This window comes from Streptococcus sp. ALY_211 (genome assembly GCF_058314555.1).
In genome coordinates, this window is the sequence record NZ_JBZFUN010000005.1 from 135,937 (window position 1) to 149,858 (window position 13,922).

The following is a 13,922-nucleotide window of genomic DNA, read 5'->3' on the forward strand; positions in this document are numbered from 1 at the left end:
GTAACCTGATTAATGGCTTTCCTATCAAACAGACTCTCCTTGTGCGTCGTAAGTATCTCCTTGCTCAGCTTCGATAGCTTGAGTCAGCTCTTGATAGATTTCCTCGAGTTCTGTGGGGTTAACCCCTGCATTCTTAATCAGATCAACCTGTTTTTGAGCATTTTCTGCTAGGTCAGTGGCTACCCTTTCCTCAAAAGCGATCGCCTTTAGCCTTTCCTCATGGGCTAGGATATAAGTCTCTTTTAGGGATTGCCAGGATCCCTGTAACTCCTTAGCCAAATCAATGTCATTATGGGCTTTCATTTCTGGGAGGATATGGAGTGAAAAACTCCGCACGAACTCTAAAAATTTGAGGGACATCTCCTCTGTTCTCCCTATAAAGTCGGTTCCTTCTTCAGCTTTTTTCTGATAACTTCGTATCAGGCGCTCCCGTTTCATATGAGAAAGAAGCTCCTGTTTAAACCTTTCTTTTTTAGCCTTGTTCGTCATAAATAAACTTCCTTATGTATAGTATGCTACCACTCAAACTCTTTTCTACTATCATTAAGTTTGGATTTTAAGTTTAATTATAGTCAAATAATTGACTATAGTCAACATATTAAGTGTGTTATCTTACTCCTATCACAATAGTTGGGAGGTATTCACATGATTTCATATCGGCCTTTTTATAAGACCTTGTTCAAAAAATCAATGACCGAATATGAACTCATTGTGAAATATGGTATCAGCTCTAATACTATTCACCGAATGAAAAAGGGAGAGGCCATTACCACCAAAACGCTAGATACGCTTTGCCTCGCACTGGAGGCACCTGTAGAGGATATTATTGAATATATTCCAGACTAAACTATGCTACTTTTAAATCAATAAGAGCTTAGGATAACCATTCCTAAGCTCTTATTTTACTGTGGATAAGCTCTACTGATAACTAAAATTGCCTAGTGGATAGATACTCACTTGGCCATCGCTGTCACTCTCCAGAGCAATGCTGTGTTGCAAAGATTGCGTGTAAAGGCGGCTGGTCATTGTCAGCAATCCTTCATTCACAAAGATCTCTATAGCGGATGTATCTGAATAAATGACCAAATCAGACAGATTGTCTATTCTTGCAACTCTCTCATTTCGACCATATCCAGACTGGCCAAGACTTAACCGCAAAAGATTATCCTTGTAAGATAGTTTGACATCTTCTCTCAGTTGGACGGAAAAACTTTTAGGATTCTCAGTAAATGTTACTTGCATTTCAAAAATAGATTCTTCTGTCTGCCATCCTGAAAATGATGTCAATTCCCAATGATGCTCATCCAGCCTAAGCTGCTTAAACTCATCTAGAGGTTTTTGGTAGATATGATGATCCTTGTAGACCAACTCTCTTGGCATGGTTAGGGCATGGATCCAACCGTATTCTACTGTCGGTTGGTTGCTATAGCCTGACTCCTCAGGCATTCCCATCCAAGCTATTAAAATACGTCGTCCCTTATCATCTAAAAATGTCTGAGGGGCATAGAAATCAAAGCCATAATCAAATTCTTTGAAGGCTGACAAGTCATAATCCCCTAGCCAGCCATCCAGCAGGACATAGCCATTTTGAAAAACGTTTTGAAATTTTTCCTCCTGAGCAGGGAGACCTTGGGGGCAGAAGGATAGGATCTTTTGACCGCTCAGTTCGAATAAATCAGGGCATTCCCACATGTAACCCAAGGGGCTATCTGATTCAATGCGGCCAATATAAGACCACTCCCTTAAATTATGAGATTTAAAGCAGATCACACAGCCGGTATCTGCTAGGGTCCTTGCTCCGAGTACCATGACATAGCTGTCATCAACTGGGTAAATTTTAGGATCTCTCACGTGCTTACTAAGATCAGTAGGATAGTCTTCATTTTTCAGTACTGTCTCCTTGACATCAATCTGATAGCCATCTGGGCTCTGAATATGAATAGTATTTTGCTCACGACCATTGGTGATGTAGTCATACTCTTGATCAAGCAGTTTGACATTCCCCGTGTAGAAAAAATGCACCTGATCATCTTTTTTGAAGGCTGAGCCACTGTAAGCACCATCACGGTCATCCTCAGTATTAGGAAACAAGAAGGGTTCTTCTTCTACGTAATGAATCCAATCCTTGGTCGTATAATGCCCCCACGATTTGATCCCCCAGCTCGCCTTAAAAGGCGTGTATTGAAAATAGATATGGTTTCTTCCTTGATGCTGAAATAAACCATTGGGGTCATTGAGCCAGCCAGTTGGTGGCATGAGATGGAAGGCAAGCCGATTAGGATCTTTCTTAACCTTTTCCCTCATATAGGAATACTCTTTGCACTCGTTTAGATAATCTTGTTTGGTATACATGTCTTTCTCCCAAATAGACACAAAGAATCTGAGACAAGCAGTGTCAGATTCCTTTGGTCATTTCAGTTAATAGGCTTTGACAAGCAAAACTATTGGGCCTTGACTTATCTTGCCTTATGCCAGTTTATTTTTGATTGTCTTTGAGTCTAATTAATGATTTTCTTGCGCCTTGCCTTTGTGAATGGTACTGAGCAATAGGGTTGCTACTAAACCAGCCACGAAGCCGATCAGGTGGGCAATAATATAATTAATATAGCCATTATGTGCAGGATCTGCAATGGCAATTCCTGGTACAGCTGTTGTCCCGAATCCTAGGGCTGTCAATTTGGAGAAGTAAACATAGACACCTGCTAGCGCTCCTCCAATACAGCCCCCGATTAGTGGATAACGGTATCTAAGATTGACCCCAAAGATTGCCGGTTCACTAATACCAAACAAGGTAGAAGCAAAACTTGGCAAGGTTAATTCACGAACCTTGGTATCTTTCCAATGGGTTACTAGATAGCCGATCACCGCACCAGATTGACCGATCAGAGCCACAGACATCAAGGGATTGATAAAGTTATGGCCAGTGTCAGCCAGTAACTGCGCTTCTACTGCACCGATGATATGATGCAGACCAGTGATAACAAGGAGCTGTTGAACACCTGCAAACAAGGCAAAGCCTACAAATCCTAGGTGGGACGTTGCCCATACCAATCCACTCGTCAAACCAGTCGATAAAAGGCGCCCTACTGGGCCAACGATGGTAAAGAGCAAGACCGTTGAGATAAAGACAGTGAGCAAGGGGGCAACCAAGAGCTTGATAGAGTTTGGAACTTTCTTATTAAAGAAAATATCGAGCTTAGCCACCACAAATCCAATCATCAAAGCGACTAGAATACCGCCTTGAAAACCAATCATATTGATAGGAAGGCCAAATAAGTGAATGGTTTCCACCTTAACCGTTCCCTGTGCTGCTGAGTAGGCATTTGCCAGCGTTGAATCCAGCATAATAGCACCGACCACCATACCAAGTACAGGATTCCCACCAAAGCGTTTAACGGCTGAATAACAGACAACCATGGGTAAAATCGCAAAGATACCATTGGCTGCTAGGCTGGCCAGTCTATTGATGGCATAGAGGGTATCATTCTCTTTAACCATATCAAAATTGCCAAGCACACCTGTGATTCCCATCAATAAGGCTGCCGCTAAGATAGCAGGGATAATAGCAACAAAGACATCGGAAAGGGATTTAATAATCGATTGGAAGATATTACTTTTCTTAGCACTCTCTTCCTTTAGATCGTAAATATTCATATCCTTGATGCCGACATAGTCAGAAAAAGCTTCATAGACATCATTGACCAAACCAGGTCCAATGATCAACTGAATTTGATCACCTGCAACAAAGGCCCCTTTGACGAGATCCACTGTTTCAAGCTTATCTATTTGCGCCAGGCTATTGTCCTTTAGCACAATACGCAAACGTGTGGCACAGTGGGCGACACCCACAATGTTTTGACGACCGCCGACATATTTTTCAATATCTTGACACATCTTTTTGTAATCAGCCATAATTGCCTCCATTTCACTTTAGGAACCGGTTCCATTTTGTTTACGCTTTCATTATACCATCAAATAAAAATAATGCAATAGATTTTTAGATTTTTTTGGAACCGGTTTTGTTTGTGGTTAAAATTAAGGAGTTTGAGACAAAAGCCTAAACCCGTTAATATTATTAGTAGTGGACTTTTAGTCCCACCCTCCTTCCTTTTGGACAAGACTGGCTCGTTCAAATAGTTCAAAGGGAATCACTTGAATATTGCTCACTGGTTTTCCTTGAATCATTTGAAGAATACTTTCACCGCTGATAATGCCTGTACTATACCAGTCAAATTTAACAGAGGTTAGAGGCGGATTTAGCAGAGCGCTTGTTTCGTACTCTCCAAAACCTAGGACGGAAATATCCTGACCAATGGTCATATGGTAATCCGGTAATACCTTGTAGGCCGCTTGAGCTAGACGGTCTGTCGCACAGATGATAGCATCCGGAAAACACTTGGGATCAAGGGAGTTCTTCAAGGAGTCTATCGCCTCCTCATAGTCAAATGTTGTATAGACAAATGTCACATCTGAAACCCCTCTTGCACTTAAGCCATCTATCACTCCCTGCTTACGCACCTGCCCAACGGCTATATCATGAGGGTCAACCCATAGACAAAGAACAGCCTTGGCTCCTGATTTCCCAACCAGCTCACCTACTGCTCTGCCAGCTGCGTAATCATCATTGATAACCGTATGAAGATGGGCATTACTCTGCCCTACAAATAAGACAGGTTGAGCAATGGTTTTAACAATCTCCTCATGTAGTGGTGTAATCCCAGTTGACAGAACAATGATGCCATCGACATTCATTTTACTGAGACGAACAATACTCTTAATTTCTTCATCAGTAGATTGGTCCGTGTGCATCATCAAAGGTGTATAGTCACTTTTCTTAAGATAAGCCACAATCACTTCAACAATTCGTGGCGTTGTCACCGAATTAAAACCGGGTACCACTAAGCCAATAATATGACTATTTTTAGCACTCAAGCGTGCAAAGACGTTCGGTTCATAATCATACTCATCCATTATTTTTTGGATGCGCTGTGCCGTTGACTCTTTGACACTACCACCGTTTAAATATCTAGATACGGTACTCTTAGCGACCCCTGCCAGTTTAGCGATATCATTGATAGTCAATTTATTCTGCATAGCTACTCTCCAGGCCTTCTATTTCCATTATGCTTATTATATCAGAATTTAAAACCAGAGAACTCACCTAATAGTTAGGAATACAAAATTCTTTGCTATTGTTTAATAATCTCTAATAAATACTTGCTAAAAATATGACTATGGGACAATTTTGCAGCGTCAGATTGCTAGTCCAGCACTTTTAGATTCAAGAACAATTTCCAGACAAAATACTTGCTAAAATGTCTTTAAAATCTTAGACTGTCAAGCGTTGAGACCTCTGTCTCAATTATCATAGAAATGGAGGATGACGATGTCTGATTATCAAACGATCTATACAACAACTGCAATCAATACTGGTGGTCGTAACGGTGTGAGTTACATTGATGACGGTTCTTATAAGGTTAAAGTAGCTTCACCAACTGCTGCTAATAAGCCTGAAAATGCTACAAATCCTGAGCAACTCTTTGCACTTGGTTACAGTGCTTGCTTTAACAGTGCCCTAGAAGGCGTTATGGCTCAAGAAGGGATCAAGGGGCGTTCACAAGTAAGCGTCACTATCCAACTGCTCAATAATAAGGGAACAGCTCTGGATGTCAAACTTCAAGGTGCTATCACGGTTGCTATCGAGGGACAAACGACGATTCAAGCACAAGAATTAGCTGAAAAAGCGCATACGATCTGCCCTTACTCACGTGCTACTCTTAACAACATGCAAGTGAGCGTGCGTGGTGCAAAATTTGACGAAAACAAACACGATTAATCACTTGTCCTAGAAAGTAAAACTGACCAAATAAATAAGGCTGAGAATGTTTGTCTCAGCCTTATTCTATTAACTACAGCAATTCATTAAAGTCCCAGACCTGGGTCCAACCCTCATAAAAGTCTGGCTCATGACAGACCATAAGGACAGAGCCCTTATAATCTTTAAGGGCTCGCTTGAGCTCTTCTTTAGCATCCTTGTCTAAGTGATTGGTTGGTTCATCTAGGACAAGCACATTATGCTCACGGTTCATGAGCAGGCAAAAGCGCACCTTGGCCTGTTCTCCACCTGACAAAACCTGAATTTGGCTTTCGATATGCTTAGAGGTCAGCCCACATCTGGCTAAGGCCGCACGGACTTCCGCCTGATTCATAGCAGGAAAGGCATCCCAAACTGCCTCCAGCGGGGTTTGACGATTGCCCCCTGGGACTTCTTGCTCAAAATAGCCTAACTCAATGTACTCACCTATCTCTACAGAGCCGCTGATGGGCTGAATGATCCCCAACAAACTCTTCAGGAGGGTGGTCTTTCCAATACCATTGGCACCAGTGATAGCCACTTTTTGAGAGCGCTCGAAACTAAGGTTAAGGGGCTTGGTCAGTGGACGATCATAACCGATCTGCAGCTCCTTGGTTTGAAAGATAAACCGACTGGGCGTGCGAGCATTTTTAAACTCAAAACTTGGTTTTGGTTTCTCAGCCTTGAGTTCGATCTTTTCCATCTTCTCTAGTTTCTTTTGACGAGACATAGCCATATTGCGGGTAGCAACACGGGCTTTATTACGATTGACAAAGTCCTGAAGCTCAGCAATTTCCTTTTGCTGACGCTCATAGGCTGCTTCTAACTGAGCTTTTTTCATGGCATAGACCGACTGAAAATTATCATAATCGCCAGCATAGCGTACCAGATCTAAATTTTCGACATGGTAGACAAGGTTGATGACATCATTTAAGAAAGGAATATCGTGGCTGATAAGCACAAAAGCATTGTCATAATTTTGTAGATAGCGCTTGAGCCACTCGATATGCTCAGCATCCAGATAGTTGGTTGGTTCATCCAGCAACAAGATATCTGGCTTTTCTAGGAGGAGTTTGGCTAATAGCACCTTGGTTCTTTGACCACCTGATAGCTCCGTCACATCCCTATCCATGCCAAAGTCCATAATTCCTAAGGCACGGGCTACTTCATCAATCTTAGCATCGAGCGTATAGAAGTCACGGCTTTCAAGACGATCCTGAAGCTCTCCGACTTCCATCATCAGGCCATCAATATCTGCACCATCTTCTGCCATGGTCATGTAGATAGCATTAATCCGTTCCTCAGTCTTAAATAGGTCATCAAAAGCCCTTCGCAAGACATCACGAACAGTCATGCCTGCTTCAAGAAGGGTATGCTGGTCTAGATAACCGACAGTAACATACTTGGACCACTCCACCTTGCCTTCATCTGGCTGCAAGTGACCTGTCACAATATTCATAAATGTCGACTTACCTTCACCATTGGCTCCGACTAAACCGATATGCTCTCCCTTTAGGAGACGAAAGGAAACATTTTCAAAGATCGCACGGTCACCAAAACCGTGACTAAGATTTTTTACTTCTAAAATTGACATGATAACTTCCTGATTTTTTCTTTGCCTATCAAGCTCTTAAGGACCTGATCAGTCTTCTTATTATGGGGAAATTGAGAGGATTTGTCAATGGCTTACCCTATCAACCTCACCAGTCTAATAATTTCATGGAAAAGCCACTTTTTCTCTCTAAAAATAGTCTAGGACAAAATACTGAAAAGTTTTAGTAATATTTTGAAAGAAAGGCAAAACTATGCTAGTATGGAAACATGACAAACAGACTTTCAGGCCTGACAACACAAGAGGTCAACCAACGTATCGATCAGCAGAAAGTGAACGCTTTCAAAGTCAAAACGAGTTCCAGCAACTGGGAGATTTTTATTCGTAATGTGTTTACCCCTTTTAATCTCCTCAATTTGCTTATTTTTTTGGCCTTGGCAGTTGTCGGTGCTTGGTCTAATACTTTTTTCTTTGCTATTATCGTCCTTAATAGCGCCTCGGGTATCCTGACAGAGTGGCGGGCTAGACGCACTATTGATAAGCTCAATCTTATGAATAAAGACCAGGTACAGGTGGTGAGAGATGGTGAGAGTCAGTCTATTGATCCAGAAGCTATCGTGGTGGATGATCTTTTACTCCTATCTGCTGGAGAGCAGGTGCCAAGTGATGCAACTGTTGTCTCTGGCTTTGCTGAGGTCAACGAAGCTATGCTGACAGGGGAAAGCGATCTTATTTTAAAGGATGTGGATAGCCAGCTACTTTCTGGTAGCTATCTGGTCAGCGGCCAAGTCTATGCTAGGGTCACCCATGTCGGCTCGGAGAACTATGCTAGCCAGCTTATGCTGGAAGCTAAGACTCACAAGCCTATTACTTCACGCATTCTCTACAATATGGATCGCCTTGCAGGTTTCACCGGTAAGATTATTGTTCCCTTTAGTTTAGCGCTCTTTGTCGAAACTTTTGTACTGGCCAAGCTGCCTTTACAGGACTCAGTAGTCACGACATCAACAGCTCTGCTAGGAATGCTTCCAAAGGGCATTGCCCTCTTGACGATCACTTCCTTACTGACTGCTGTTATTAAACTGGGACTCAACCATATTCTGGTACAAGAAATGTATTCTGTTGAGACCCTAGCTCGGGTGGATGTCCTCTGCTTGGATAAGACTGGTACCATCACGCAAGGACGGATGACTGTCGAAGCTATGCAACCCCTGACAGATCAGTTTGACCAAGAAACTCTTGAGCAACTACTAGCTATTTATACCCAGACCAGTGACGATCATAATTCAACAGCTCGTGCCATCCGTGATCTCTACGGAGATATCGCACACGACTATGAAGCAAAGGATTCTATTCCCTTTTCAAGTGCCCGTAAATGGGGAGCTGTCCAGATTGATCGTATAGGCTCACTTTTTCTAGGGGCTCCTGAGATGCTGCTGGATCACAGTCTGCCAGCTATTGATGAAGCTCAGGCCCGCGGTTCTCGAGTCCTCATTTTGTCATACAGCCCCTACCAACTGGACAAAACTCATATGGGACTTCCAGAAGATATCCAACCCCTAGCCTTGCTTGAGATCACCGATCCTATTCGGGAGGGTGCTGCAGAAACTCTTGACTACCTACGCTCCCAAGATGTACTACTCAAGATCATCTCTGGAGATAATCCTATCACCGTCTCTCATATCGCTCAGGAGGCTGGTTTTGTTGATTATGACAGCTATGTTGATTGCTCTAAGATTAGTGATGATACTTTGGTTGCTCTAGCTGAGGACACTGCTATCTTTGGCCGTGTCTCTCCCCATCAAAAAAAGCTCTTGATTGAGACGCTCAAATCTAAAGGACACACGACTGCTATGACTGGTGATGGGGTTAATGATATTTTGGCTCTGAGAGAAGCTGACTGCTCTATCGTTATGGCTGAAGGGGATCCTGCGACTCGCCAGATTGCCAATCTGGTTCTGCTGGATTCTGACTTCAACGACATCCCAGAAATCCTCTTTGAAGGGCGTCGTGTGGTCAATAACATTGCACATATCGCACCTATTTTCCTCATTAAGGCTGTCTATTCTTTTTTAATCGGTCTATTTTGTATCGCAAGTATGTTGCTCGGAAAACCAGAATATTTTTTGATTTTTCCATTTATTCAAGTACAGATGACATTGCAAGGGCAATTTATTGAGGGCTTACCTCCCTTTGTTCTGACTTTTGAGCGCAATATTCAGCCAGTTAAAAAACATTTCCTCAAGCGATCACTGTGGCTATCGTTACCCAATGCACTCTTGGTGGTGATCAGTGTTCTACTCTTCCATAGCCTACGCCTAGCAGGAGTGATCAGTCCTAGCGAAATGGCTAGTCTCTCTTATTACATTCTTGGTGCTACAGGGTTATTGGTGGTTATTAAGGCCTGCCTGCCTCTGAGCTGGCCTCGGATCGCTCTGATTATCTATTCTATCTTTGGCTTTTTCATTAGTTCTTACTATTTACATGGATTGATTCAGGTAGCCCCTATGACTCAGCATACCCTGCCACTCTTTCTTGGACTGATGCTGATTTTTACTCCAATCTATTTCTGGATTAGCTATCGTCAGGATCAATCCGACCGCTTTAATCAATAAAAAAATAAGATTCTAACGAATCTTATTTTTTTATTACAACTAGTAAACAGCTCAAGCTTTTATCAAGATGGAAGGCGATACCAGACGACTGCAAATTGTCCTAGTCCTGCTAGAACTCCAAACATTAACAGTTGCTCCGGTGCATGTGCAAAAATGATCATGGGAAGCAGTGCTAACCCCAGGACAAATAGATGAATACCTAGCCATCTAGGTGTTAGTAAAATTGCCTGACGATTATAGGAGGATAAGAATTGTAAGGTACTGTAGAAAATCGCTAAGCCTAAGATAGCTAGATTTTTAGCATCATGGAAATGATGCGGCAGTTCTGCCATTTCAATCATCAATGTGGTAAAGAGGACACTGAGAAGTAAGACCATATGGACATAGACCATTCTCAGACCTGTGCGCTGTTGATGATGATTTATGATGACGGCTGTTTGAGTGATATAAGCGATGAACATCAGCCCAATCATGGCAAAGCTCAGGATAGCTTCCAGCATATGAGTATCAAGATCAAAGGTCTTGATACTAGCGATAATAGCTTCGCCAAAGTAAATGATACTAATCAGCTGAAGCCGCTCTACTAAATGGGGAAAATTAGCCTTGTCTTCCTCTTTTTTAGACCGTGTCAGATACACATATAAGAAACTCAAGCCATAGAAAAGATAGGACCATAAAATGCTCATCTGAGAATCCCTGCTCAGCCAGATAAACCAAATCGTCTGAACGAGCATATCTACTCCAATGTCTTTCATGTGATAGATCATGGTTTTGCTAAAACCACCTATCCGCTTGGCTCTCAGGATATACTGCATGAGAACCGAGACATTGCTCAGGAGAAAGAGAACATTGAAGGATATATAGGTCTTTTGCCATTCCAGCGTCAATTCTCTAGCCATATAACCAATGACAAACATATTGAGAATGATGGTGACAATGTCCATGAGATCGCGTTCCCCATATTTATTAAGGTACATGGTTTCATGGAACCACAGCTTAATCAACATGATAAAGGCAATGATAAACTGTAAATAACTAAGGAGAGTTATATGAACACCCTCACCATGCATCATTCCTGTCAAAACTGACACCGCAAAAACAAATACGAGATCATAGAAGAGCTCGTAGTTGGACACTTTTTTGGGAATAATACTTTTCATATTCCCATGATAAAGTATAGGTCAGTAAAAGTCAATAAAACAGCCTAGGCTTCCCAATCAATCACAGGCCCCAATGGTACGATACCAGTTGGATTGATAGTTTTGTGACTACCATAATAATGCTTCTTGATATGATCGAAATTTACTGTCTCAGCGATACCTGGAAGGTGGTAGATACGCTTGGTATAATCCCATAGATTAGGATAATCTACTAGACGCTTGAGATTACACTTGAAATGGCCGTAGTAAACTGAGTCAAAGCGAACCAAGGTCGTAAAGAGACGAATATCGGCTTCAGTGAATTGATTACCAACTAGATAGTCCTGCTCATCCAGTAAGAGCTCCAACTTATCAAGAGCGTCAAAGAGCTTGGCTACCTCTGAGACGTAAACTTCCTGAGCCGTCGCAAAACCAGCTTTATAAACGCCATTATTGATATTAGGATAAATAAATTGATTCATGTCATCAATTTGATCCTGCAAGTCAGCTGGATAATAATTCTCCGTATTACCAGTGATGTGATCAAAGGCACTATTAAACATGCGGATAATATCTGCTGATTCATTGCTGACAATTGTCTCAGTCTTCTTATCCCATAAAACTGGTACTGTCACGCGCCCTGAATAATCAGGTTTAGCAGCCAAGTAGACCTGATAAAGAAAATCAGCATGGTTGATACTATCAGCAATCACCCCTTCTCCTTCCTGAAAAGTCCAGCCCTTTTCCAACATCAAAGGATGGACAACCGAAAGGCTGATATGTTGCTCCAATCCTTTTAGCTTACGCATAATGAGGGTTCGACTGGCCCACGGGCAAGCCAGAGATACATAGAGGTGATAACGTCCAGACTCTGCCTTAAAGCCTGATTGACCTGTGACGCCAGCTCTACCATCTACCGTCACCCAATTCCTAAACTGAGTTTTAGTACGTACAAATTGACCACCTGTAGACTCCGTATCATACCATTGATCAATCCAATGGCCATTTTTTAATAATCCCATCTGACTACCTCTTTCTATAAAAAATAGTGGCTACTGCTGCTTTCACTAACTTTTTATTCCTAATTAGACTTATAATATCACTAGTTAGTATTAAATACAAGTGAAAGCTCTGTTCGTTTTCTAAATGATCTGAGACTATTAAAAAAGACTAGGACAAAAATCCTGCCTTCTATTGATTACTAATTCAGGTAGAGAAGGTTAGCGATCAGTATCTCCTCCAGTCTACTAACCGATACTAGGGCTTTCGGTAAAGAAACTGGTCCTCTACCGGATTATAAACATAGTCCATATCAAACTTAGCCTTTTCATAGGTAAACTTGAGAATGGCACAATTTTTCATTCCCTTGATTGAGGGAGGGGCATCCAGAACCCCTCTAAAGAATTGAGAGATAGCCGCTCCATGGCTGACACATAAAATGGTTGATCCATCTTCTTGCGCTTCCATGAGTTCTGTCACTGTCGTAACCATGCGCTTGCGCACAGCCATAGTATCTTCTCCACCATAATGAACAAATGCATCACGATAGCCTGTTCCATCCTTATGTAGAGGGGGATTAAGGTATTCTGGCTGCGCTTCCATAACACCAAAATCCATCTCTTTGAGTCCCTTTAGACGAATGATATTGGGCTGTCCTGAAACAAGCTCTGCTGTATCGCTGGCTCTCTCTTGGGTAGATGAGAATACCATATCGAAGGTCATGCCTGCTCCTTGAAAATACCGTCTTGCTGTCTTTGCCTGCTCTATTCCTAATTCCGTCAAGGGAGAGTCAGACGCTCCTTGTATTCTCTTTTGCACGTTAAAGCGTGTTTGCCCATGCCGCATTAGATATAATATCTTCAAATGATTACCTCCTTATCAGAAATCGGATCTATAATGGCTTGCAGCTGAAAACGGTCCCCCTCTACTACAAAGTCAGTAATGGCACAATTACCAAACCATATCCCATCTGGCAAAGAAATCTCTAGGTACTGCATCAATCCCCACATCGCAGCCCCGTGACTCACTGCTAAGACCGTATGACCATCATTATTAAGTATTTCTTGTAGGGCCTCAAAAACACGTTTGCCAACGGATAGAATATCCTCTCCACCATATGGAACCAATAAATCCTCAAAAGACTTGGCTCCTGCTCGGAACTTGGGTAATAAGATCTCAGGCTGGGCCTCGAATTGGCCGAAATTCATCTCTTTCAAACCTTTCAGGAGAATCACATCCTCCCTCTGGCCTACTATAGCAGCCGTGTCTCGTGCTCGCTCCTGAGTAGAGGCATAGAGAGCATCACAGGCAATCTCCCTCCTATTAAACCATTTTGCCGCCATTTGAGCTTGCTCAATCCCAAGCGCCGTCAAGGGAGAATCACACCAACCTTGTACTCGATGTTGAGTGTTAAAAAGGGTCTCACCATGTCTCATCAAATAAATTCTTTTCATAGGCACTCCTTTCCTAGCTTTCATAAGAGCATTATAAGACGACCGAAGTTTCTTCGTCTATGCTAATGATTGGAAAAAGTCATACTATCCTATGGTAATAACATCATTAGCTGGTAAAAGTGTTGCAGTCAGGAGCCTAGAAGCTATAACTCATTTAAAGGGCGTTTTGCTCAGTCTATTGACTTAAATCAAAACCACCCGTCAAACGGGTGGTTTGAACCAGGGCTATAAGCCCATAAAGCTAGCCAGCGCCTAAAGACGCTGGCTTTCACTCTGTTCAAGCCTTATGGCTCTTGACGCGTCACAAAC

The 13,922-nt window shown here is 42.3% G+C and carries 12 protein-coding genes and 1 pseudogene; 3 read left to right on the forward strand and 10 right to left on the reverse strand.

The window, feature by feature from the left end; genetic code table 11:
* Positions 1 to 24: 24 nt before the first annotated feature.
* On the reverse strand, positions 25 to 489 hold the full coding sequence (locus AC4HAJ_RS06100; protein ID WP_491079276.1) for a hypothetical protein: 465 nt from the start codon (positions 487 to 489) through the stop codon (positions 25 to 27).
* A gap of 156 nt (positions 490 to 645) precedes the next feature.
* On the opposite strand from AC4HAJ_RS06100, the gene AC4HAJ_RS06105 reads away from it, so the two are divergent.
* Entirely contained in the window at positions 646 to 846 is a 201-nt protein-coding gene (locus AC4HAJ_RS06105) for a helix-turn-helix domain-containing protein (protein ID WP_491079277.1), read from the forward strand.
* Between the two features lie 72 nt (positions 847 to 918).
* On the opposite strand, the gene AC4HAJ_RS06110 is transcribed toward AC4HAJ_RS06105, so the two are convergent.
* From AC4HAJ_RS06110 to AC4HAJ_RS06125, 4 genes and pseudogenes are all read right to left on the reverse strand, one after another.
* Positions 919 to 2,352, reverse strand: a complete 1,434-nt coding sequence (locus AC4HAJ_RS06110) for a glycoside hydrolase family 32 protein (protein WP_491079278.1) — start codon at positions 2,350 to 2,352, stop codon at positions 919 to 921.
* Positions 2,353 to 2,502: 150 nt separating this feature from the next.
* Positions 2,503 to 3,912 carry a PTS transporter subunit EIIC gene (locus tag AC4HAJ_RS06115; protein WP_491079279.1) on the reverse strand — a complete coding sequence of 470 codons (1,410 nt, stop codon included), beginning with the start codon at positions 3,910 to 3,912 and terminating at the stop codon, positions 2,503 to 2,505.
* Between the two features lie 177 nt (positions 3,913 to 4,089).
* The gene (locus AC4HAJ_RS06120) at positions 4,090 to 4,971 is read right to left on the reverse strand and encodes a trehalose repressor (protein ID WP_491079289.1); all 882 of its coding nucleotides are present in this window, start codon (positions 4,969 to 4,971) and stop codon (positions 4,090 to 4,092) included.
* Positions 4,957 to 5,097: pseudogene (locus AC4HAJ_RS06125) on the reverse strand (LacI family DNA-binding transcriptional regulator); the annotation flags it as partial. The gene AC4HAJ_RS06120 and the pseudogene AC4HAJ_RS06125, both read right to left, overlap by 15 nt.
* A 289-nt stretch (positions 5,098 to 5,386) precedes the next feature.
* Here AC4HAJ_RS06125 and AC4HAJ_RS06130 point away from each other — a divergent pair.
* Positions 5,387 to 5,836, forward strand: coding sequence for an Ohr family peroxiredoxin (locus tag AC4HAJ_RS06130; protein WP_491079280.1), 450 nt, complete (start codon positions 5,387 to 5,389; stop codon positions 5,834 to 5,836).
* Between the two features lie 73 nt (positions 5,837 to 5,909).
* Here AC4HAJ_RS06130 and AC4HAJ_RS06135 read toward each other — a convergent pair whose 3' ends face one another.
* Positions 5,910 to 7,448: an ABC-F family ATP-binding cassette domain-containing protein gene (locus tag AC4HAJ_RS06135; RefSeq protein WP_491079281.1), complete on the reverse strand. Its 1,539-nt coding sequence runs from the start codon at positions 7,446 to 7,448 to the stop codon at positions 5,910 to 5,912.
* A 227-nt stretch (positions 7,449 to 7,675) separates the two neighbouring features.
* On the opposite strand from AC4HAJ_RS06135, the gene AC4HAJ_RS06140 reads away from it, so the two are divergent.
* Positions 7,676 to 10,021, forward strand: a complete 2,346-nt coding sequence (locus AC4HAJ_RS06140; RefSeq protein ID WP_491079282.1) for an HAD-IC family P-type ATPase — start codon at positions 7,676 to 7,678, stop codon at positions 10,019 to 10,021.
* A 62-nt stretch (positions 10,022 to 10,083) separates the two neighbouring features.
* Here AC4HAJ_RS06140 and AC4HAJ_RS06145 read toward each other — a convergent pair whose 3' ends face one another.
* The 4 genes from AC4HAJ_RS06145 to AC4HAJ_RS06160 all read right to left on the reverse strand — a co-directional run bounded on the left by AC4HAJ_RS06145 (position 10,084) and on the right by AC4HAJ_RS06160 (position 13,613).
* Entirely contained in the window at positions 10,084 to 11,181 is a 1,098-nt protein-coding gene (locus AC4HAJ_RS06145) for a low temperature requirement protein A (protein ID WP_491079283.1), read from the reverse strand.
* A gap of 44 nt (positions 11,182 to 11,225) precedes the next feature.
* Positions 11,226 to 12,182, reverse strand: coding sequence for a glutathione S-transferase family protein (locus tag AC4HAJ_RS06150; protein WP_491079284.1), 957 nt, complete (start codon positions 12,180 to 12,182; stop codon positions 11,226 to 11,228).
* 235 nt (positions 12,183 to 12,417) lie between these two features.
* The gene (locus AC4HAJ_RS06155; RefSeq protein ID WP_491079290.1) at positions 12,418 to 13,005 is read right to left on the reverse strand and encodes a histidine phosphatase family protein; all 588 of its coding nucleotides are present in this window, start codon (positions 13,003 to 13,005) and stop codon (positions 12,418 to 12,420) included.
* Between the two features lie 14 nt (positions 13,006 to 13,019).
* Complete coding sequence (locus AC4HAJ_RS06160; RefSeq protein ID WP_491079285.1) at positions 13,020 to 13,613, reverse strand: histidine phosphatase family protein; 594 nt, start codon at positions 13,611 to 13,613, stop codon at positions 13,020 to 13,022.
* Between the last annotated feature and the right edge of the window lie 309 nt (positions 13,614 to 13,922).

What these genes read in the sequence shown, in the direction of transcription:
- AC4HAJ_RS06100 (WP_491079276.1), bottom strand. Translation starts at nt 489, where the DNA reads ATGACGAACAAGGCTAAAAAAGAAAGGTTTAAACAGGAGCTTCTTTCT.
- AC4HAJ_RS06130 (WP_491079280.1), top strand. Translation starts at nt 5,387, where the DNA reads ATGTCTGATTATCAAACGATCTATACAACAACTGCAATCAATACTGGT.
- AC4HAJ_RS06145 (WP_491079283.1), bottom strand. Translation starts at nt 11,181, where the DNA reads ATGAAAAGTATTATTCCCAAAAAAGTGTCCAACTACGAGCTCTTCTAT.
- AC4HAJ_RS06155 (WP_491079290.1), bottom strand. Translation starts at nt 13,005, where the DNA reads ATGCGGCATGGGCAAACACGCTTTAACGTGCAAAAGAGAATACAAGGA.
- AC4HAJ_RS06120 (WP_491079289.1), bottom strand. Translation starts at nt 4,971, where the DNA reads ATGGATGAGTATGATTATGAACCGAACGTCTTTGCACGCTTGAGTGCT.
- AC4HAJ_RS06115 (WP_491079279.1), bottom strand. Translation starts at nt 3,912, where the DNA reads ATGGCTGATTACAAAAAGATGTGTCAAGATATTGAAAAATATGTCGGC.
- AC4HAJ_RS06110 (WP_491079278.1), bottom strand. Translation starts at nt 2,352, where the DNA reads ATGTATACCAAACAAGATTATCTAAACGAGTGCAAAGAGTATTCCTAT.
- AC4HAJ_RS06150 (WP_491079284.1), bottom strand. Translation starts at nt 12,182, where the DNA reads ATGGGATTATTAAAAAATGGCCATTGGATTGATCAATGGTATGATACG.
- AC4HAJ_RS06135 (WP_491079281.1), bottom strand. Translation starts at nt 7,448, where the DNA reads ATGTCAATTTTAGAAGTAAAAAATCTTAGTCACGGTTTTGGTGACCGT.
- AC4HAJ_RS06140 (WP_491079282.1), top strand. Translation starts at nt 7,676, where the DNA reads ATGACAAACAGACTTTCAGGCCTGACAACACAAGAGGTCAACCAACGT.
- AC4HAJ_RS06160 (WP_491079285.1), bottom strand. Translation starts at nt 13,613, where the DNA reads ATGAAAAGAATTTATTTGATGAGACATGGTGAGACCCTTTTTAACACT.
- AC4HAJ_RS06105 (WP_491079277.1), top strand. Translation starts at nt 646, where the DNA reads ATGATTTCATATCGGCCTTTTTATAAGACCTTGTTCAAAAAATCAATG.